This window comes from Sphingomonas sp. RS2018, from assembly GCF_054489605.1.
Genome location: NZ_JBTMWL010000006.1, coordinates 43,874 through 62,281 on the forward strand (window position 1 = coordinate 43,874; position 18,408 = coordinate 62,281).

14 protein-coding genes and 3 pseudogenes are annotated in these 18,408 nt (G+C 62.7%); 9 read left to right on the top strand and 8 right to left on the bottom strand.

The genetic code is table 11. The annotated features are described in order from the left end of the window. Positions 1-61: 61 nt before the first annotated feature. Entirely contained in the window at positions 62-856 is a 795-nt protein-coding gene (locus ACX40P_RS14700) for a hypothetical protein (protein WP_459127113.1), read from the bottom strand. 276 nt (positions 857-1,132) lie between these two features. Here ACX40P_RS14700 and ACX40P_RS14705 point away from each other — a divergent pair, with 276 nt between their 5' ends. Then, positions 1,133-1,357 carry a hypothetical protein gene (locus ACX40P_RS14705; RefSeq protein ID WP_459127114.1) on the top strand — a complete coding sequence of 75 codons (225 nt, stop codon included), beginning with the start codon at positions 1,133-1,135 and terminating at the stop codon, positions 1,355-1,357. 75 nt (positions 1,358-1,432) lie between these two features. Here the strand turns inward: ACX40P_RS14705 and ACX40P_RS14710 are convergent, their stop codons facing one another. From ACX40P_RS14710 to ACX40P_RS14725, 4 genes and pseudogenes are all read right to left on the bottom strand, one after another. Further along, complete coding sequence (locus tag ACX40P_RS14710; protein WP_459127115.1) at positions 1,433-3,721, bottom strand: PAS domain S-box protein; 2,289 nt, start codon at positions 3,719-3,721, stop codon at positions 1,433-1,435. A 118-nt stretch (positions 3,722-3,839) separates the two neighbouring features. After that, positions 3,840-4,439 carry a response regulator transcription factor gene (locus ACX40P_RS14715; RefSeq protein ID WP_459127141.1) on the bottom strand — a complete coding sequence of 200 codons (600 nt, stop codon included), beginning with the start codon at positions 4,437-4,439 and terminating at the stop codon, positions 3,840-3,842. A gap of 182 nt (positions 4,440-4,621) precedes the next feature. Then, a pseudogene (locus ACX40P_RS14720) lies at positions 4,622-5,724 on the bottom strand (IS3 family transposase). A gap of 118 nt (positions 5,725-5,842) precedes the next feature. Then, a complete protein-coding gene (locus tag ACX40P_RS14725; RefSeq protein WP_459127116.1) occupies positions 5,843-7,801 on the bottom strand; it encodes a hypothetical protein in 1,959 nt (652 codons plus the stop codon). 404 nt (positions 7,802-8,205) lie between these two features. Here ACX40P_RS14725 and ACX40P_RS14730 point away from each other — a divergent pair, with 404 nt between their 5' ends. The 6 genes from ACX40P_RS14730 (at position 8,206) to ACX40P_RS14755 (ending at position 13,149) form a co-directional block, all read left to right on the top strand. Further along, positions 8,206-8,976, top strand: a complete 771-nt coding sequence (locus tag ACX40P_RS14730; protein WP_459127117.1) for an SDR family oxidoreductase — start codon at positions 8,206-8,208, stop codon at positions 8,974-8,976. Further along, positions 8,973-10,088 carry a glycoside hydrolase family 130 protein gene (locus tag ACX40P_RS14735; protein WP_459127118.1) on the top strand — a complete coding sequence of 372 codons (1,116 nt, stop codon included), beginning with the start codon at positions 8,973-8,975 and terminating at the stop codon, positions 10,086-10,088. The genes ACX40P_RS14730 and ACX40P_RS14735 overlap by 4 nt, the downstream gene beginning before the upstream one ends. 201 nt (positions 10,089-10,289) lie before the next feature. Further along, a complete protein-coding gene (locus tag ACX40P_RS14740; protein ID WP_459127119.1) occupies positions 10,290-10,814 on the top strand; it encodes a ferritin-like domain-containing protein in 525 nt (174 codons plus the stop codon). Further along, positions 10,811-11,581, top strand: coding sequence for a histidine phosphatase family protein (locus ACX40P_RS14745; RefSeq protein WP_459127120.1), 771 nt, complete (start codon positions 10,811-10,813; stop codon positions 11,579-11,581). The genes ACX40P_RS14740 and ACX40P_RS14745 overlap by 4 nt, the downstream gene beginning before the upstream one ends. Next, entirely contained in the window at positions 11,578-12,462 is an 885-nt protein-coding gene (locus ACX40P_RS14750; protein ID WP_262829130.1) for an NAD(P)H-hydrate dehydratase, read from the top strand. Before ACX40P_RS14745 ends, ACX40P_RS14750 begins: the two co-directional genes overlap by 4 nt. Before the next feature lie 270 nt (positions 12,463-12,732). Continuing rightward, positions 12,733-13,149: a Crp/Fnr family transcriptional regulator gene (locus ACX40P_RS14755; RefSeq protein WP_459127121.1), complete on the top strand. Its 417-nt coding sequence runs from the start codon at positions 12,733-12,735 to the stop codon at positions 13,147-13,149. 209 nt (positions 13,150-13,358) lie between these two features. Here the strand turns inward: ACX40P_RS14755 and xth are convergent. From xth to ACX40P_RS14770, 3 genes and pseudogenes are all read right to left on the bottom strand, one after another. Beyond that, positions 13,359-14,219, bottom strand: a pseudogene (gene xth, locus ACX40P_RS14760) (exodeoxyribonuclease III). Positions 14,220-14,226: 7 nt separating this feature from the next. Beyond that, positions 14,227-16,038 (bottom strand): annotated as a pseudogene (gene ligD, locus ACX40P_RS14765) (DNA ligase D); the annotation flags it as partial. Positions 16,039-16,176: 138 nt separating this feature from the next. Continuing rightward, positions 16,177-16,368, bottom strand: coding sequence for a DUF3606 domain-containing protein (locus tag ACX40P_RS14770; RefSeq protein WP_262829133.1), 192 nt, complete (start codon positions 16,366-16,368; stop codon positions 16,177-16,179). Between the two features lie 117 nt (positions 16,369-16,485). On the opposite strand from ACX40P_RS14770, the gene ACX40P_RS14775 reads away from it, so the two are divergent. Both ACX40P_RS14775 and ACX40P_RS14780 read left to right on the top strand, forming a co-directional pair. After that, positions 16,486-17,226, top strand: a complete 741-nt coding sequence (locus ACX40P_RS14775) for a DUF72 domain-containing protein (protein WP_459127122.1) — start codon at positions 16,486-16,488, stop codon at positions 17,224-17,226. Between the two features lie 91 nt (positions 17,227-17,317). Then, a complete protein-coding gene (locus ACX40P_RS14780; RefSeq protein WP_459127123.1) occupies positions 17,318-18,379 on the top strand; it encodes an ATP-dependent DNA ligase in 1,062 nt (353 codons plus the stop codon). Positions 18,380-18,408: the final 29 nt, after the last annotated feature.

Below are 18,408 nucleotides of genomic sequence, written 5' to 3' on the forward strand. Positions count from 1 at the left end.
TTGCCCGGCCCTACGTCCTAAGCGCGACCGGAAGTGCGATACTTCCGGTCGCTCATCGAAGTTAAAACCCCGTGGTGCGCGGGTTGCTTACGTTGTGCCCACCGTTACGGCGCAAGATGCCGCTGACGTCCGCTCTTGACGATGATCCGCTAACCGTGACGAGCACACCGCCACCGGTCAGGTGCTTGCCGTAGTAGGAAGCGTCTTCGTCGCTGATCCCGTGACCCTTCAGAGCCTCGTTGAAGGTGCCTGCTGCCGCGCCTGCCGCGGCGCCGATTGCCATGGCTCCCGGCACTGCTGAAGCCGCGATCGCACCAGCCGCTACGAGCGGTCCGACGCCTGGGATCGCCAGCGCAAGCACACCGAGACCTGCACCAAGAGCCCCACCGCCAAGGATACCGCGGGCGAGGTTCTCGTGATGCTCATCGGTCACTGCCCCATCGACATCACGAGTGGTCGTCGTGCCGTTGCTGCGGGCGATGACCGAGAGCGCGTTCTCTTCGACGCCGGCACTGCGAAGATCTGCCACTGCCCGCTGTGCTTCAGCCTCGCTGTCGAACATCGCTGAGATGGTGGTAGTGCCGAAATCATCGGCGGTTCCGCCGGTTGTTGCTGCCGCGACCCCGCCCGCGCCGCCGGTCACGCCATTGGCTGCGCGGTCGAGCGGCCCGCGGCTGGGATCATCGCGGCGCAAGGCTGCGCCGACGCCGCCAGTGCCGCCGGTGATGGCATTCGCTGCACGGTCGAGCGGGCCACGATTGGGGTCATCATGCCCATCGAGGGCGCCGGCCGTGCTTCCCGAGAGGTCACGTTCCGAGGCAGTATCCCCGTAGCCGCTTCGATTGCCATCACTCATGTCATCTCTCCAAGCCGGTTTATACTTCCGAGCGGGAAGCGATTGATGCGCCAAGGTGCATCTTCTTGGTTCCGCCCGGGACCCCTCGAACGTTCGGGATAGTGCATGGTTCACTGTATATGGCCAAAAGTCTGTAGAGCCCCAAGGCGAACGCTACAGCTTGCCCTCTTTCGTGGGGATCGCCGTTGCCGTTTCACCCAGCGCCTCGCCAATGATTCTTGGTGCGACATCAGCCTACGTCGTGCATGCCACACGCATCGCAGGGGAGGATGAGCAATGGAGGACGACGAACTCTCGATCGTGGAGGAAGTTCGGGCTGTGATCGATCTGGCTGCCGCGGAGCTGGGCGTCTCGAGCGAGCAGTTGCTCACGACGACGATAATGCGGCATCTCTCCGGCGGTGACGATGCGCCAAACGTGCTACGCAGCCACTCTCGCGAGATACCGACGCATAGCGACCGTCTAGGTCGCCTGACATCGGCTTTGGATGCAAACTGCTGAGGCGAGGTCGCGCCGTTGACTGCCCATTGAGCTAAGGCCGTCTTCGTCCCGGCAGCGGTAGCCTGCAAGGGCGTCCTACTCGGTCGCCATGAGCTGGTTGATGCTCGCTGCGAGCGTCTCGAGCTTGTATGGCTTGCGCAGGATCGGGAACTCGCGCTGGTCCTTCGGTATGAACTGCTTGCTGCTGTAGCCGCTGGCAAGAAGCACAGGGACTCTGCTGCCCGCTTCCTTGAGCCTGGTCGCCAGCTCGAAGCCGTTCATGACCGGCATCACGATGTCCGAGAACACCAGGTCGACCTCATGCCCTTCGCTTCGCTCCAGAGCTTCTAGACCGTTAGAAGCCTCGATGACGTCGCAGCCCAGGTCATCGAGCAGCTGACGCGCGAAGTAGCGTACGTGTTCGCTGTCTTCCACCAGCAGTACGCGCAGACCTCTGGGAATGGTGATGCGAGCATCAGTTGGGATGTGGCGTGTCGCTTGCTTGCTCGTGCGGGGAAGCCAGAGCTCGACAGTGGTGCCTTCTCCCCTCTTGGACTGGATCGTGGCCGTTCCGCCGGACTGTACGGCGTAGCCATGGATTTGAGAGAGGCCGAGCCCCGTTCCCTTGCCAGCAGGCTTGGTCGTGAAGAACGGCTCGAACACGCGCTTGAGCGTTTCGGGTTTGATGCCTTCACCCGTGTCCGCGATGGACAGGAGGACCCCGTCGCCTTGCGGCAGCGAGGAATTCCTGGTCGTGATAGTGATGCGACCACCTTCGGGCATGGCGTCGCGGGCGTTAAGGACCGCGTTCAGCAGGGCCGCTTCCAGACCAGTGGGATCGAGCTCGACCAGCCAGAGCTCCGGAGTAAGATTGAGCTGCAAGTCATACAAGCTGCCAAGCGTGCGCTGAAGCATCTCTCCCATTGCATCGAGGCGGACGCTGAGGTCGATGACTTCCGGCTCTAGCGGCTGGCGGCGGGCGAAGGCGAGGAGCTGCGAGGTCAGGCTCGTCGCGCGTTCGGCTGTCTCGAGCATGACGTTAAGGTAGCGGTTGCGCTTCTCGAGCGGCAGGTCCGGCTGCTTCAGCAGGAAGTCGGCCGAGCCGCGCATGACGGTCATCAGATTGTTGAAGTCGTGCGCGATGCCGCCCGCCAACTCGCCGAGCGCCTGCAGCTTCTGCGACTGAAGCAGCGCCTCCTGGGTTTGACGGAGCTCCTGCTCCGCCTGCTTCCTCTCGTCGATGTCGCGCGTGATCTTCGCAAAGCCGACATGCTCGCCGGCCTCGTTGAAGATAGGGTCGATCAGCACATGCGCCCAGAACAGGCTTCCATCCTTGCGCACGCGCTGAGCTTCGGCCTCGAACTTGCCTTCGCGCAGGGATGTCGCAAGGGCCGCTGCTGGTGCCCACCGTGCGCGGTCCTCTGTCGTGTAGAAGAGCGAGAAGTGTTGACCGACGGCCTCTTCCTCCTCGTAGCCCTTGATCGCTCGCGCGCCTGGGTTCCAGCTGGTGATCGTGCCGTGGGTGTCGAGCATGTAGATGGCGTAGTCGCGCACCCCCTGCACCAGCATCCTCAGTTGCAGTGCGCTTTCATAGTTGGCCTGCTCGAGGCGACGCTTCTCGGTGATGTCGCGGGTGATCTTGGCAAAGCCAACGAGACTGCCGTCGTCGTCGTAAATGGAATCGACGACCACGTGCGCGAGGAATTTTTCTCCGTCCTTGCGCAGGCGCCAGCCTTCCATCTCGAAGCGCTTTTCTTCTGCCGCGGTCTTGAGGATGCGAGCGGGCAGACCCTCCCGCCGGTCCGCGGGAAGGAAGAAGCGGGAGAAATGCTGGCCGATGATCTCGTCGGCCTCGTAGCCCTTGAAGCGACGGGCGCCGGCGTTCCACGTCGTCACATGGCCCTGCAGGTCCAGCATGTAGATGGCGTAGTCCTCGACGGAGCCGACGAGCAGTTGAAATCGACGCTCGCTCTCGCGCAGCGCACGCTCCCGCTCCTTCCGCTCCGTCACGTCACGCGTGATTTTGGCAAAGCCCAGCAGCGACCCGTCTTCGTCACGGATGGCATCGAGAATGGCGTGCGCCCAAAACCGACTGCCATCCTTCCGGACGCGCCAACCTTCGGCTTCGAACCGGCCCTCGCGGGCGGCAGCCGCAATTACGTGGGCGGGAAGGCCGGCGTCGCGATCCTCCTGCGAGAAGAAGCGCGAGAAATGCTCGCCGATGATCTCGTCCGGCGCATAACCCTTGAAGCGCTCGGCCCCCGAATTCCAGGTTACGATCCGACCATCCGGATCGAGCATGTAGAGAGCGTAGTCGGTGATCGCGTCGACGAGCAGCTGGAAGATTTCTCCAGAAGGCTGCTGCCTGGCTTCGAGTGAATGCAAGACCTGATCCCGTGCTGGCCCCCCGGCTCTGACCACAGCCCAAAGTCCATATCGAAGAAGGGGAAAGGCGCAACAGGATTCGGTGCGGCATCTGAGAAGTCGGTGCGAACGAGGACCGTTAGAAGCCCGCCTCGATAGCTAGGCGCATCGCTTCGGCAGGCGTTGCAACGCCAAGCCGCTTCACGAGCGCCCCGCGGTGCATCTTGATCGTCTTCTCCTTGAGGCCGAGTTCCTCGCCGATCTGCCGATTGCGCAGGCCGTGCGCCATTAGCCTAAGGACTTTTTGTTGCTGCGACGTGAGCGCGGCGACCCGAGCTGCCGCAGCGGCCCGAGCAGGATCATGCAGTTCCGGATCGACCGCCATTTGGCTCCCGACGAAATAGACCAGTTCCCCCTCCTCGTTCAGCACGGGGGCGATCATCACAGCGTTGACGAACGTGCTACCATCCTTGCGATAGTTGAGCAGCTCAGCAACCACTGGCGTTGCATTGGCAACGGCGTCACTCAGGGCGGCAAGCGCCGCTCGATTCGTTTCCGGGCCTGCAAGGATCCGGCAGTTGCGCCCGACGAGCTCATCCTCCGTATATCCGGTCAGACGTTCGAATTGCTCATTGACAGCGATGATGGGATTGTCGGCGGCATTGGGATCGGTGACGATGGAAGCGATTGGCGAGAGCCGGATCGAGCGGATCAGCTCCTCTCTGTCGTCACTTCCCACTGCCAAGTCGCTTCTCTTCTTAATCCTGTTCGTAGCTCCTTAGGCCATCCCTGCACGGCAGTGCTACTGTTGTCGTGAGCAGCCCCCACCGGGTGGTCCGGGTTTGTTAGTTAGTGCATTGTCGTCTTGAGCCTCACCCCTTCTCTGGTCCGGTCTATATGAGAAAACCGGCTCTCTTTTCGTCAGGGCAGGCATGCCTGCCATGACGACAAAGCACGCTCCATCGGGGTCTGGTTGCCGAGGGAACTGTGCGGACGGTGCTCGTTGTAATCGCGCCGCCACGCCTCACATTTTACCCGTGCGTCGTCCAAGCTCAAGAACCAGTATGCGTTGAGGCATTCGGGTCCGCACCCGGCCATTGAATGCCTCCGCGATTGCATTGTCGGTGGGCTTGCCAGGACGGCTGAAGTCCAGCACCACATCATAATGGTACGCCCACATGATCGAGATCCTTCGAGATGAATTCCGGGCCATTATCCAGACGAATGCGCTTGGGGAGACCGTGTGCCGCGGCAATGCGGTCGAGGATATCGACCACGTCAGAGCCGCGGTAGCTCGTCCGTACGTCGAGCGCTGGCGACACACGGGTGATGTTGTCGACGATCGACAGCACCCGGATTTAGCGCCCGTCGAACAGCTGGTCCGACAGGAAATCCATCGACCAGCACTCGTTGGGCGCCGTCGCCGGCGTCCGGTCAAAGCGCAGCTTTGCTTTCACCTTGCGCTTGGGTGTCTTGTTGCGCAGCTGCAGCCCGAGTTCGCGATACAGCCGATGAGGGCGCTTGTGGTTGATCTCCCAGCCCTCCCGCCGGAGCAGAACATGGATGCGTCGATACCCGTGAGCCGAACACGGGTCGCAGCCAACTCCTTGATCCGCATCTTGAGGCCGGCCTGATCGAGGCGGCGGGACTGATAGCGCTGGGTCGATCGATTGATCAGAAACGCGCCGCAGACTCGCCGTCGCTGACCTGGTAGCGCGCCTGCAAATAGCCGACGATCTCCCGGGCTCGATCAGGCCTTACACTTTTCGGCGGATGACATCATGCAGCATCCCTTTGTCGAGGCTGAGGTTGGCCACCAGCCGCTTCAGCCGGACGTTCTCCTCCTCCAGCACCTTGCGGCGCTTCATCTCCGACGGCATCAGCCCTCCGTATTTGCTGCGCCATCAATAGTAGGTCTGGATGGAAATGCCCGCCTTCCGGCAAACCTCCTCGACGGTTGTTCCATCCTCAGCCCGCTTGAGGATGAACGCTATCTGCTGTTCGCTGCACCTCGACTTTTTCATCGGTGAATTTCCTCGTCCGGCAACTGCCAAAACGAACCGGGAATTCCCACAAAGAACGGACCAATCTGAAGGGCTCAGGTTACATCACAGCCGCTATTTCAGTCCTAGATTAGAAAGGTTACTGCCACGAGATACGAAGACGCGAGTTCGCCGCGACATCGAACGTGCGGCTGCCTGTTGTCGTCGTCCCTTTCATCATTCCATCCGGGTCAACGATGACTTCGACACCCTTCAGCCCTGTATCGGCTTTATCCATAAGCCTTACCTCAGCACGACCCGCCGGGTCGCCGCAAAGTTGTATCGTCAGCGAACACTCCCCGGTCCGATCGCTCGCAAGCAAGAACGTGTCGCAGAAGAGGTCGAAGGGGGCGTCGTCGATCCTGTGGAACGCGCGCGACGCGAACACGAACGCGGCCCCCGCGCCGTATATTTCCTGCCCGACCTGCCCCGCCACATCGCCGCCCACGTAGAGGTCCTCCAGCGGAAACGAGAGATCGGCATCGATATGGCCGTTCCGCGGCTTGGCGCACAGCATCTCGGCGGGTAGCGCATCGGGATAGTAATACCAGGCCCGGGTCAGCGCGAAGCGGCAATAGTCGCTGACCATCCGCCGTACGGCGGGATCCAGATCGGGACCACTATCCTTTAGATAGCGTTCGAACGCCCGGAAGCTGTCGAAACACTCGTACAGCGCCATGTACGGACCGTCATGAAGCGCGCTCACTGCAAGGAAAGTCTGATAATTCGTTGCATCGCCGATCTGCGAATTCCAGAGCACACTGTTGTGGAAGAAGCTCGCAAGATAGACGTAGCTCTGGTCCAAATAGCGCCGCTGGTTGGTAATCCGCCACAGTCGCATGCATGCCGCCGCCCCCCAGGCCGTCAGATTTGCCTGATAGTTCAGGTCGAACCGCATGCCCCGCGCTGCGTCAATGGCGGTGCGCGCTTCCGCCAGATATTTTGGATCGTCCGTTAGTTCGAACGCCAGCAGCATGACATGGGCATAGATGCCACCGACGTCGGTCTGGCCTAGGTCGGTATCGCCACGCGCCTGGGTGATCACCGAAAAGTCCGTAACTTTGTATTGGATCGGCCATCGATAGTCGAAGTGGCGCGCAGCGCGGATCGCGAAGTCGAGCGACCCCTGGAATAGCCGTCGCGCTCTCGCATCACCACCCAGCGCCAGCGTGCCGAGCCCGATCAGCGGATGGTACAGATACCAGCTGTCCACCGCGTCGCGATCCTTGTCGTCGCCGACATTGGGAAGATAGCGTCGGATCGACGGCAAGGCGGGATCGAAGAACCGGTTCAGCCCCGCAGCGAGTTCCGCCGCAAGCGGCACGTCCTCGCCACGCCACAAACCATAGTCGTATATGGCGGCGAGAAGCGACACCTGCACCATCGAATCCGGGTATTCGGACGCGGTGTAGGGATGGACGTACAAATGGCCGTAATGCCGGATCGTCGCCGCCGGCGACTCAGCGAGGTCGCGCAACGTCCGTTCAGCTCTCCCGGGCCAGTCGTGGAATTCGGGCGCTGGCTGGTCGAGAAGCGGATAGATGCTGCCCAGCAGTTGCAAGAATAGTCGCGCCGAATGCACTTCATTCAGCGGCGGATCGCGATGGAAGGCGATTAGCGCATCCGACAGGCAGACATCTTCGCCGCCTTGTAGCGGACTGGTCGGCGGCGTGCCGCTTTGCGGCGGTACCGGGGGCAGATAGCCGAGTTCCGGCCATTCGCCGCCGACCGCGCCGTCCGGCTTGGTATCGGTGTCGTTGTAATAGGGGTTCATCGCGGTGAGGTTCTGGAGATACAGGAACGTCCCCGGTGTCGGTCCGTCGAGCCGGGCGTATAGCAGTCCCCCGTTCAGGCCGCGCTGCGCCGCTTCGACATGGCCCCGCGCTGTCAACGGGTCGTCTTCCGGCCCCAGCGGATAGAGATCGCGCGGTAGATAGGGCACCAGCAGGTCCTGCGACGGGGTCAGCCGGGTCGTGATGCGCAGCACCGGATGAGCCGTGGTGTCGACACTGAACGTAACGACGTGCCGGCCGATCGCGCTGGTCAACGCCACACGCATTGACTCGCCCTTTCGCGGCTTGAGCCGGCGCGCCTTTAGCCCCCCGGGGCTGTATGCCGTGCGGATCGCCATCCGCGCGCTATCGCGGCCGCCTATCGCCCAGAGTGAATCATGGCCAAGCGCGACAGTGATCGCATGCCCTTCGACGTCGAAGGTTCCGATCGTCCGCATGCGTCCGCTGCGCAACTCCGCACGCAACGCCAAGACGCATGGTCCGGCAGCGGGGGGCGTATCGACAGTCACATGATCCTCCAATCCAATCTGCCGCCGATGCGAACGCTGTTTGACGGCGACGGTTGCGACGGATCGGAGGGAGCACGAGACGTTCGGCGATGCTATTGTTTTATCGGGCGGAACTTCGCGCCTGCGCGCGACTTGGCACGTCGACCAAAAAGGAGACGCTGATGCCCCCCGTCGCCGATATCACAAGCGAAGTCATCCCTGTGCAAGGCCGCCGCGCGATCGTTACCGGTGGCACGACTGGGATCGGTCGCGCCATCGCGCGGATGCTTGCAGTCGACGGGGCGGATGTCTTCATCTGCGGACGCGACCCTCAACATCTGCAAGATGCGCTGGCGGATGTCAGCGCCGTGAGCCAGGGAAAGAGCAAGAGCGACGGCATCGCGATCGACTTGGCCGAAGCCGATAGCACCGGCCGCCTCTTCGACGCAGCGCAAGTTAGCATCGGCACGCCGGACATCGTCGTCCTCAATGCCGCCATCGCGGCCGGTGCGCTCGGCGAAACCAGCGAAGCCGACCTCCGCTATGCCATCGCAACCGATTTCACCGCCTACCTTCTCGGCGCGCGGATGGCGGCCGAGCGGTTGGGCGAGCGCGGGGACATCGTCTTTATCGGTTCGATGAGTGCCTACGTCCTCGGGCCGGGATCAACGGTCTATGCCGGCATCAAGTACGGGATCCAGGGCTTTACCCAGGCGCTGCGACGCGAACTCGGGCCGAAAGGCATTAGGGTCAGCAACATCGAACCCGGCAAGACCGGATCCGACATGCAACTTCCCGACATTCCTACCGAGCAGCAGTGCGCGATGATCGAAGCCGAGACGATGTTGCGCGCCGAGGACATTGCAGCCGGCGTTCGGTTCGTCCTTACTCAACCGCGGCGGTCCGTCGTCCAGCAACTCACTCTCGCGCCGCGCATGGAGGCCGGCGAATGACCTATGGCGTCGACAAGCTGATCCTGGTCCCGGACGACATCGACTTGTCTCGGTCGCCACTGGCGGGGCAGTTGGGGGTCGAGACCTATGTACTGGGCGCGTTCAATCCGGCATTGACCCGGCTGCCCAACGGCAACCTGTTGATGATGGTTCGCGTGGCCGAGGCGCTACGCAAGCCGATATTCGACGGCCATGTCCACAACATCCGCTGGGACGATGGCCGATATGTGCTCGACGCCTGGCCGCTCGGTGCGGCCAATACCGCCGATCCACGCAAATTCCTTCTCCAGGGCAGCGGCTGGAAGGTGATGGCGCTGACTTCGCTCGCCTGGCTCTTGCCGGTCGAGTTGACTCCGGACGGACTGGCCGTGGTGACCCATCACTATGACAAGGTGATCGCGCCGCACGCGGATTTCCAGATGTATGGCTTGGAGGACGCGCGGATCAGCAAGGTGGAGGACCGCTGGCTGATGACGACCTGCTCGGTCAGCCCCGAACGCGATTCGACGACGCTTTATTCTTCCGACAACGGCCTCGACTGGACTTTCGAGGACATCGTACTCGATCATCAGAACAAGGACATGCTAATCTTCGAAGGACGGATCGACGGTCACTATTGGGCACAGACGCGGCCGCTCGGTGACCTCTATTTTGCTTATCCGCCGGGCAGCAAGTGGCGCGCCGGGCCGTCAATCAATCTGGCCTCTTCCCCTGACGCCCTACACTGGAAACCGTATCGCAAGCCCGGCATCCGCGCGCATGCTGCCACGGTCGCGACCGCCCGCATGGGCGGCGGGACCCCGCCGATCCTGACCGATCGCGGTTGGCTGACCCTGTGGCATGGCGTCGAACCGAAAGAGATCGTCGGCGTGTATCGCACCTATTGGTCGATCCTCGATCGCAATGATCCCGGCATTACGGTCGCAACCGATCACGTACCTTTACTCGAGGCCGATCCAAAGCTCACCCGCCCGATCGAGCATCAAATGTACGTGCGCGACGTGGTCTTCACCACGGGCATCGTGGACGGCGGCGACCACTATATCGTCGCGTCCGGCGAAGGCGATCTGGCCTGTCGGATAACACATATTCCAAAGGCCTTTTTCAGGTGAGCGTGGCGACTGGGGCGGTCTACGCGGTCGTGCCTGGCCGTCCGACGTGTCAAAAACTTCGATCGTCTGAGCGAACAGCAATCTGCATCAACCAGAAAGATATCAACCTAAACGCTGTCCCGGAGTTCTACCCCCACGAACGACGTCATCGGTCGAAGCGCATTCCCGGCCGTCACCCGTCGTCCATTTAGGAGAAGAGACATGAGCACCCGTCCAGAAATCCTGCACGAACTGTTCGTCACCGGTCTGCGTAACGCCCATGCGGTCGAGAAGCAGGCGCTTTCGATCATGACCCCGCAAGTCGAGCGAATCACCAATTATCCCGAGGTCGCCGATCGCCTGCGTTTGCACATCGATGAGACGCATGGCCAGATCGCACGGCTGGACGAGATCCTCGCCGACATGGATTCGTCCGGATCAGCCCTCAAGGACGCGGCGCTCAGCCTTTCGGGCAGCATGGCGGCAATCATGCACAGCGTCGCCGGGGACGAGATCGTCAAGAACAGCTTCGCCAATTACGCCTTCGAGCATTTTGAAATTGCCGCCTACAAGTCGCTGCTAACACTGGCCGACGATGGTGGCTTCGAACAGGCTACCGCGGCGCTGCGCAAATCGCTGGCGGAAGAAGAGGCGATGGCGGCCTGGATCGACGATTCCTTGCCGATGGTAACCCGCCGCTACTCTGCATTGCGCGCCGAGCAGGGAACCCACGAGGCGAAGGTTTGACCACCGTCCGTTGGCCAAAACAATTGTGGATCGTGCGTCATGGCGAGAGCGCGGGAAATGTCGCGCGCGACCGGGCGCACGCGCTCGGCGTCGACCGCATCGACCTCGCGGCCCGCGACGTCGACATTCCACTGTCGGCACTCGGTAAGGAACAGGCGCGGGCCCTGGGGCGGTGGTTCGCGGACCGGCCTGCGGCGGAGCGACCCGACGTGCTGTTCGCCTCGCCATATCGTCGAGCGCTGGAGACAGCGCGGTCGCTACGATCGGCAGGCGGGCTTGATGGCGATCCGGCGATCTGCATTGACGAGCGGCTGCGCGAAAAGGAATTCGGGATACTCGACGGTCTGACAACCAGCGGTGTGGCGTCCGTCTACCCGGAACAGGCCCACCTAAGGCGGCTTCTCGGAAAGTTCTACCATCGACCGCCGGGCGGCGAGAGCTGGTGCGACGTAATATTCCGTCTGCGCTCGTTGCTCGACACGATCGCGCTGCATCACGCCGGCCAACGGGTGATGATCGTCGCGCATCAGGTGGTAGTGTTGTGCCTGCGCTATGTCGTCGAACGCCTGACCGAACAGGAGATCTTGGCGATCGACGCCGAGGGCGATGTGGCAAATGCCTCCGTTACGGAATATCGCTTCGATCCTGCCGCCGGCACTCATGGGTCGATGGCCCTGGTCCGCTACAACGCGCTGCCGCATTTGGCCGGCGACGATACGGCGTCCGTCACGAGCGAGCCCGAACGCACGCCAGGCGTACGGGGATGAGCAAAGATCCGATCCGGCTGGACAGTGAATGGATCGCGGCGAACCCGCCCCCAGTGCACGGGCGGGGCACGACGAAGAACAGTCGCGGTCGCGTGCTGGCGATTGGCGCGTCTCGGCAGGTCCCCGGCGCCCTGCGGTTGACCGGAGAGGCGGCGCTGCGGGTCGGCGCCGGGAAACTGCAGCTGGCGGTGCCGACATCGATCGCCTTGCCCTTGGGGCTGCTCACGCCGGAGGCCGGGGTGATCGCGCTCGCCGAGAGTATCTCGGGCGAAATCGATATGGCGGCAGCGCCGGCCATGCTCGACGCGCCTCTCGACGCCTGCGACTCTGCGGTGATCGGGCCGGGCATCAGCGATCCCGGGACGGCGGACGGGCTGATACGGTATGTCGCTGGCCGTAACACCGCGGCGATGCTCGTGATTGATGCGATGGCGATCGGCTGCCTGCGTGACGTGCAAGCCGAAATTGCGGCGTTTGCGGGACGGATCGTCCTCACGCCCCATTACGGCGAAATGGCGCTGCTAACCGGCATGTCGGAGGAGCAGGTAGCGAATGATCCGGTCACAACGGCCGTAGTTGTCGCAAAAGCATATGGCGCGATCGTTGTGCTGAAGGGATCGGACACGCTCATAAGCGCGCCCGACGGAACGTCGCTCCGCTATGGCGGCGGCGGAACGGGGCTTGCCACCGGCGGTTCGGGCGACGTCCTCGCAGGCGCGATCGGGGGGCTAATCGCTCGTGGCGCAATGCCACTGATCGCTGCCTGCTGGGGGGTCTGGTTGCACGGGCAGGCAGCGAGGAGGGTAGCGACGGTCCGCGGACCGATCGGCTTTCTTGCGCGAGAGCTGGCCGGCGAATTCCCGAAAATTCTGCCTCAATAGGACGCCTCTGGTTGGTGAATTGGTTACACTAGGAGGAAAGTGGACGAGGCCCCGTTGCGCCGGGTTTGCGGATGATGCTTGCGCCCGGGGGGGCTCGGTCGACCCATTTGGTACACAGCTGAAGCCGAGCCACCTCGGAATTTGGCATAAACTTCGTGCTATACCGGTCCGGTGAGGGATCATCTCGGAGGGTACCCAGTACGGTCAAGATGCACGGAGACGCATTTACGAAAAGCTGGCAAGTCTCTTCGTTATCACCCGGCAATCAACATGGCGCTTTGGCGAGCCAAACTTATCGAGGAAGCGATCCTGCGAAAGTGGCTGCTGTTTTCGACGAACGCTAGAGCCACGGTCGCCCATCTGCTTTGCGAATTATACGTGCGGGCCGCGATCGTCGGCCTGGCAGATAACGGTCGATGCGAGGTTCCGCTCACTCAGGAGGAGGTGGGCGACGCGCTCGGCCTCACGGCCGTCCATGTAAACCGCGTACTCAGACGGCTTCGCGAAAGCGGTTCTGTCGAACTGGCGCATCAGGAACTGCTGATCAAAGATGCGAAACGCCTCACCCATGAAGCACGGTTCGATCGAGCTTATCTAGAACCCTGGCTGAGCGAGAACGACGTTTCGACACTTGTCGATAGCCTTACCGTGCCCCTAAACCATGCCGCTTCTGTGACTTCAAAATGATAAAAACGTAAGACCTATGCACTCAGGTCTATGGTTATTGTCCGGACTAGAAACGGTGCCGCCGCTAGGTCGGCGGCAGAATTCCTCTTCATCGAGACCGATGATAAATTCGACCTTCCTATTGATCTGTGTGCGGCCAGTGTCGAACCAACCTGGTTACCCCAGTTCGAATGGTCGTACGAAGGTGCGGGAGGGTTCGGATTCCAGAACTATGTCCGAAGGTTCCCCATGGGCGCGGTCTGTGGTCCGTGTTCCTTCTTCCGCCGCGGTGAGCGGCTCCGCTTTGACGCCGGCTGCTCGGCCGCAAGCCGTATCCAAGTTGGGGCATGGTCGCTGGTCTTCTCCCAGCCACGCACCTGCCTGTCCACCTGCGCATCCCCCAGCCGATCGGCGAGGGAGGGACTGAGCAACAGATGATCGATGCGGAGACCAGCGTCCCGCCCATAAGCGTTTCAGAAATAGTCCCAGAAGGTGTAGATCGTCTCATCGGGGTGAAGTGTGCGGAGCGAGTCCGTCCAGCCCTGGTCGACGAGCCGCGCGTAGAGCGCCCGGACCTCGGGTGCAAAAAGGGCATCTTTGGTCCATCGTTCCGGTTTGTATACGTCGGCTTCGGTCGGCATGACGTTGAAGTCGCCGGCGAGCACCACCGGTAAGCCGCTCTCCAGTAGTGTCGCCGCGTGCGCGATGAGCTTCTCGAACCAGGCGAGTTTGTAGTCGAACTTGGGACCGGGCCGGGGGTTGCCGTTCGGCAGGTAGAGCCCGCCGATGATGATGCCGTTGACCGCGGCCTCGATGTAGCGGCTTTGCGTCGGATCGGGATCGTCAGGCAGGCCCCGCCGCGTCTCGTGGATCTCGCCAACGCGGCTGAGGATTGCGACGCCGTTCCAGCTCTTTTGACCATGCCAAATCGCGTCGTAGCCGAGGTCGCGGATGGCGGTCGCCGGGAACTTCTCCTGCGGCGCCTTCAGCTCCTGCAGGCAGACGATGTCCGGCTGCTCTTCCTCCAGCCAGCGCAGCAGCACGGGCAGGCGCCCGTTGACGCCGTTCACGTTGTAGGTGGCAATCTTCATGGGCTTTTCAGAGATCCGGCAGGACCTGGTCGGCCCGCCCCCAGCCGGCGAGCACCTTCGAACCTGCGCGCTTCACTAGCTCGGCAGCATCGCCGACATGCCAGTGCGCCGGCCTGTCGATGGTCTCCATCTCCTTCCAGGTGATCGGCACGGCGACGGGAGCGCCGGCGCGGGCGCGGACGGCGTAGGGCATGACCGCCGTCGCGCCACGCTGGTTGCGGAGGTAGTCGACGAAGATACGACCCTTGCGCTGCGCCTTCGGCAACGCTGCCGTGAAGTTGTCCGGGTCGCTCTGCGCTACGGCCATCGCAAGGCGGTGGGCGAAGTCCTTTACCTCCGGCCACTCGGCCCGGGGCGTAAGCGGAGCGATGATGTGCACGCCCTTGCCGCCGGTGACCATCGGGAAAGTCTCCAGGCCGATCTGCTTGAGGATGTCGCGGAACTGGAACGCGGCGCGTCGTACTGCTTCGAAGTCCAGTCCTTCGTCCGGGTCGAGGTCGAAGACGAGCCGATCCGCCTTCTCCACGTCCTCGATGCGGGACCCCCAGCCGTGGAACTCGATCGTCCCCATCTGCACGCAGGTGAGCAGGCCATCGGGCGCGTCGACGTAGAGGTACGGCTCTTCATGGCCGTCCTTCTCCAGAATCGCGACATGATGCACGCTCGTGCCGAAGGTGCCGGCGTCGTGCTTCTGGAAGAAGCACTTCTTCGCCCGCCCTTGCGGGCAGCGTACGAGACTGATCGGCCTGCTGCCGACCCAAGGCAGCATGATCGGAGCGACGGCCGCATAATGGTCCGCGAGCTGGCCCTTGGTGATGCCGCCCTCCGGATCGATGACGCGGTCGCGGTTGGTGATGACGACGGTGGAAGCGACGCCGGCAGCAACCGCCGCGACCGGTGCCTCCATTTCGAGCACCACGGCTTCCGCCTTTTTGTCGGCGCGCAGACCGAGATAGCTCGGGTGGCGCAGCGTGCCGTCGTTCGTCATCTCGGTGTAGGCGATCTCGGCCACCAGCGTCGGCCGGATCCAGTGGGCGCCCTTGACGGCCGCGCGGGGCGCTTCGACTGAAGCATTGTCGCGAGCAAGCGGCACCATCAGCTCGCCCAGCTTCAGGATCTCGTCATTGTCGAAGCCGGTGCCGACCTTGCCTGCGTAGCGCAGTTTGCCGTCCTCGTGGACGCCGAGCAGCAGCGAGCGGAAGCCGCGACCCTTGTCCGACGACGTCCAGCCGACGATCACGAACTCCTGCCGCTTGATGCACTTGGTCTTCAGCCAGGTACCCGCTCGCGATCCGACATAGGGCGCATCTGCGCGTTTGGAGATGACGCCCTCCAGGCCTGCGCCGCAGAACTTCTCGAACAGCGCCTCGCCCTTGCCGACGATGTGATCCGAATAGTGGATCGGGCCTTCGCTACCCTCGAGCAGCTTCCCCAGGCGCTCCTTGCGCCCGATCAGCGGAAGATCCGTCAGATCCTCTCCGTCGAGATGCGGAAGGTCGAAGGCATAAAACTCCAGCCGGCCTGGTTCGGCCTTGATCGCGGATTGCAGCGACTGGAAGTTGGTCCGACCGTCGGCGGCGATCACCACGACCTCGCCATCGATGAGCGCCGAGCGCGACAGGAGGCGCTCGGCCGCCGTGACGATCGGCTTGAACTTGTCCGTCCAGTCCAGCCCAGATCGCGTGAAGGCGTGGGACGAGCCGCCGCCGACACTGAGCAGACAGCGGTAGCCGTCGTATTTCATCTCGTGGAGCCAGCGGTCTCCCGCGGGCACTTGGTCGACCAGTGTGGCGAGCTGCACGGGTTGGAACGGGGGCGCTGAAGCGCCGCTGGTTCGTCCTCCCGAACCCTCAGGATGATCGGTACTGTTAGACTTCCGCGCCATGTTGCCAGCCTTCTTGATAAGCCGACACCAGGAGCGCGAAGGGCGGATGCACCAGCTCTGCGGACCGCTCGTTCATTTGACCTTCTTGAGCTTCACGGCTGCCTCGTTGAGCTTCTCGCGATCGTTACCCACCTTCTTGATGAGCTCCTCCGCCTGGTGCCTGGTGATGTCGTGCTTCCTGGCGAAATAGTTCACCTCGTAGCCTTCCCCCCCGGCAACCCGGGCGCGGTCGCCCGCGCCGCGCTTGCTCTTGTCGTCAGCCATGGATCTTCTCCTTGAAAGTAAAATCAACGGCCGTTCGACCTGGTTCCGAAACGACGCGCTCTGCGCAGCGGAAATCCCGATGATGGAACGGTTTAGATCGTGCGGGGTAGGTGGCCCATGTCGCCGCTGATCGGAACCGCTGGCTGGGCGATCCCGGCAAATGACAGGCCCTTGTTTCCAGCGGAAGGAACGGCGCTGCAGCGCTACGCGGCCGTGATGCCCTGCGTCGAGGTCAACTCCTCGTTCCACAGGCCGCATAGACGAGGCACCTGGGAGCGCTGGGCGGCGTCGGTGCCTGACGACTTCCGCTTTTCGGCCAAGATCCCGAAGGAGATCAGCCATGTCCGGCGGCTGGTGGATGCGACCGACGCTCTCGATAGATTTCTAGGCGAAGCTGGCGGTCTTGGTGGCAAGCTCTCGGTCCTCCTCCTGCAGCTTCCCCCGAGCTTCGCGTTCGATGCCTCACTCGTATCCTCCTTCCTTAACGCAGCCTCGGCGCACACCGGGGCCAGGATCGTTTGCGAGCCCCGTCATGCGAGCTGGTTTACGCAGGAGGCCGATGCGCTGCTCGTCGACCAAGAGGTCGCTCGGGTCGCGGCGGATCCCGCCAAGGTGCCCGACGCCGCCCAGCCTGGCGGGTGGCGCGGTCTGACCTATCGCAGGCTGCATGGCTCACCCGTCATGTACCGATCGGCGTATGGGGAGAAGCGTCTGCGATCATACGCGAACGAGATCGAGCAGGATCTCGCAGAGGGGCGCCCCACATGGTGCATGTTCGACAACACGGCCTCCTCCGTGGCGCTCGGCGATGCACTGAACCTGATCCAGCTGCTCGAGTCTTCGTCCTTGGACCGCTGAGCTTGACCGTTGAGCGCCGATGCCGTGAACGGGCGCACGCCTCGAGCGTTCGAAAGAGCAACCTTAGACCAATCAAAGGGAGAGCATTATGGTGGCGACCGATCTCTCCCCGATGGAGGCGAAGCTGGTATCCGACCTGCCGGAAGGGGCAGGCTGGCAATTCGAACCCAAGTGGGACGGCTTCCGTGCCTTAATCTTCCGTGACGGCGACGAGGTCGAGATCATGTCAAAGTCGGGAAAGCCTCTCAGTCGCTACTTTCCCGAGGTCGTCCAGTTGATCCGGCAGGTCAACTGCCCTGCGTTCGCGCTCGATGGTGAGCTAATCCTGCCGATCGGCGACGTGCTCTCGTTCGATGCGCTGCAAGCTCGCCTCCACCCGGCCGCCAGCCGCATCGAGCGTCTTTCGCGCGAGACGCCGTCTCAGGTCATGCTGTTCGACTGCCTTATGGTCGATAACCAGGAGTTGCTCCAATGCCCGCTCTCAGAGCGCCGGGCGCGTCTGGAGACCTTCCACCGTTCTCATGGCGGCCGGTCCATGCTGCTGTCGGACCGAACGTTCGACATCTCCGTCGCGAAAGATTGGCTCGCACGGGGCGGCGGAGCGTTGGACGGCGTTGTCGCAAAGCGGATCGAAGAACCATACCGATCCGGTGAGCGGGCCATGCTGAAGGTGAAGCAGCATCGCACTGCCGACTGCGTCGTCGGCGGCTTTCGCCGCGTCAAGGAGGGAGAGGGCGTCGCATCGCTGCTGCTCGGCCTGTACGACGACGCCGGCCTCCTGAACCATGTCGGCTTTACTTCCGGCATAGCCGCGAGCGAACGTCTCGACATGCTTCGCCGACTGAAGCCTCTCATCGAGGCGCCGGGCTTCACTGGCAACGCGCCCGGCGGCCCCAGCAGGTGGAACGATGGCAAGGAAAGCGAATGGGAACCGCTCAGGAGCGAACTGGTCGTCGAGATGCTCTACGATCAGGTTACCGGCGACCGGTTCCGGCACGGCACCAAGCTGCTGAGATGGCGGCCCGACAAGGCTCCGGATCATTGCCTCATGGAACAGATGGTCCACGAAATTCGCCCCGCGGAGCTCGCGACGATGAATTATGCGCTCGGCGGGCGCTGTCAAACGAACGTGGCAGCGTGGCAGGCAGCCTGATAGCAGTTGGCCATGAGCCGCAAATCACG

Coding starts and splice junctions, on each gene's coding strand:
- ACX40P_RS14700 (WP_459127113.1), bottom strand. CDS start 856: ATGAGTGATGGCAATCGAAGCGGCTACGGGGATACTGCCTCGGAACGT.
- ACX40P_RS14705 (WP_459127114.1), top strand. CDS start 1,133: ATGGAGGACGACGAACTCTCGATCGTGGAGGAAGTTCGGGCTGTGATC.
- ACX40P_RS14725 (WP_459127116.1), bottom strand. CDS start 7,801: ATGCGTGTGGCGTTGACCAGCGCGATCGGCCGGCACGTCGTTACGTTC.
- ACX40P_RS14730 (WP_459127117.1), top strand. CDS start 8,206: ATGCCCCCCGTCGCCGATATCACAAGCGAAGTCATCCCTGTGCAAGGC.
- ACX40P_RS14735 (WP_459127118.1), top strand. CDS start 8,973: ATGACCTATGGCGTCGACAAGCTGATCCTGGTCCCGGACGACATCGAC.
- ACX40P_RS14740 (WP_459127119.1), top strand. CDS start 10,290: ATGAGCACCCGTCCAGAAATCCTGCACGAACTGTTCGTCACCGGTCTG.
- ACX40P_RS14750 (WP_262829130.1), top strand. CDS start 11,578: ATGAGCAAAGATCCGATCCGGCTGGACAGTGAATGGATCGCGGCGAAC.
- ACX40P_RS14755 (WP_459127121.1), top strand. CDS start 12,733: ATGGCGCTTTGGCGAGCCAAACTTATCGAGGAAGCGATCCTGCGAAAG.
- ACX40P_RS14770 (WP_262829133.1), bottom strand. CDS start 16,368: ATGGCTGACGACAAGAGCAAGCGCGGCGCGGGCGACCGCGCCCGGGTT.
- ACX40P_RS14775 (WP_459127122.1), top strand. CDS start 16,486: ATGTCGCCGCTGATCGGAACCGCTGGCTGGGCGATCCCGGCAAATGAC.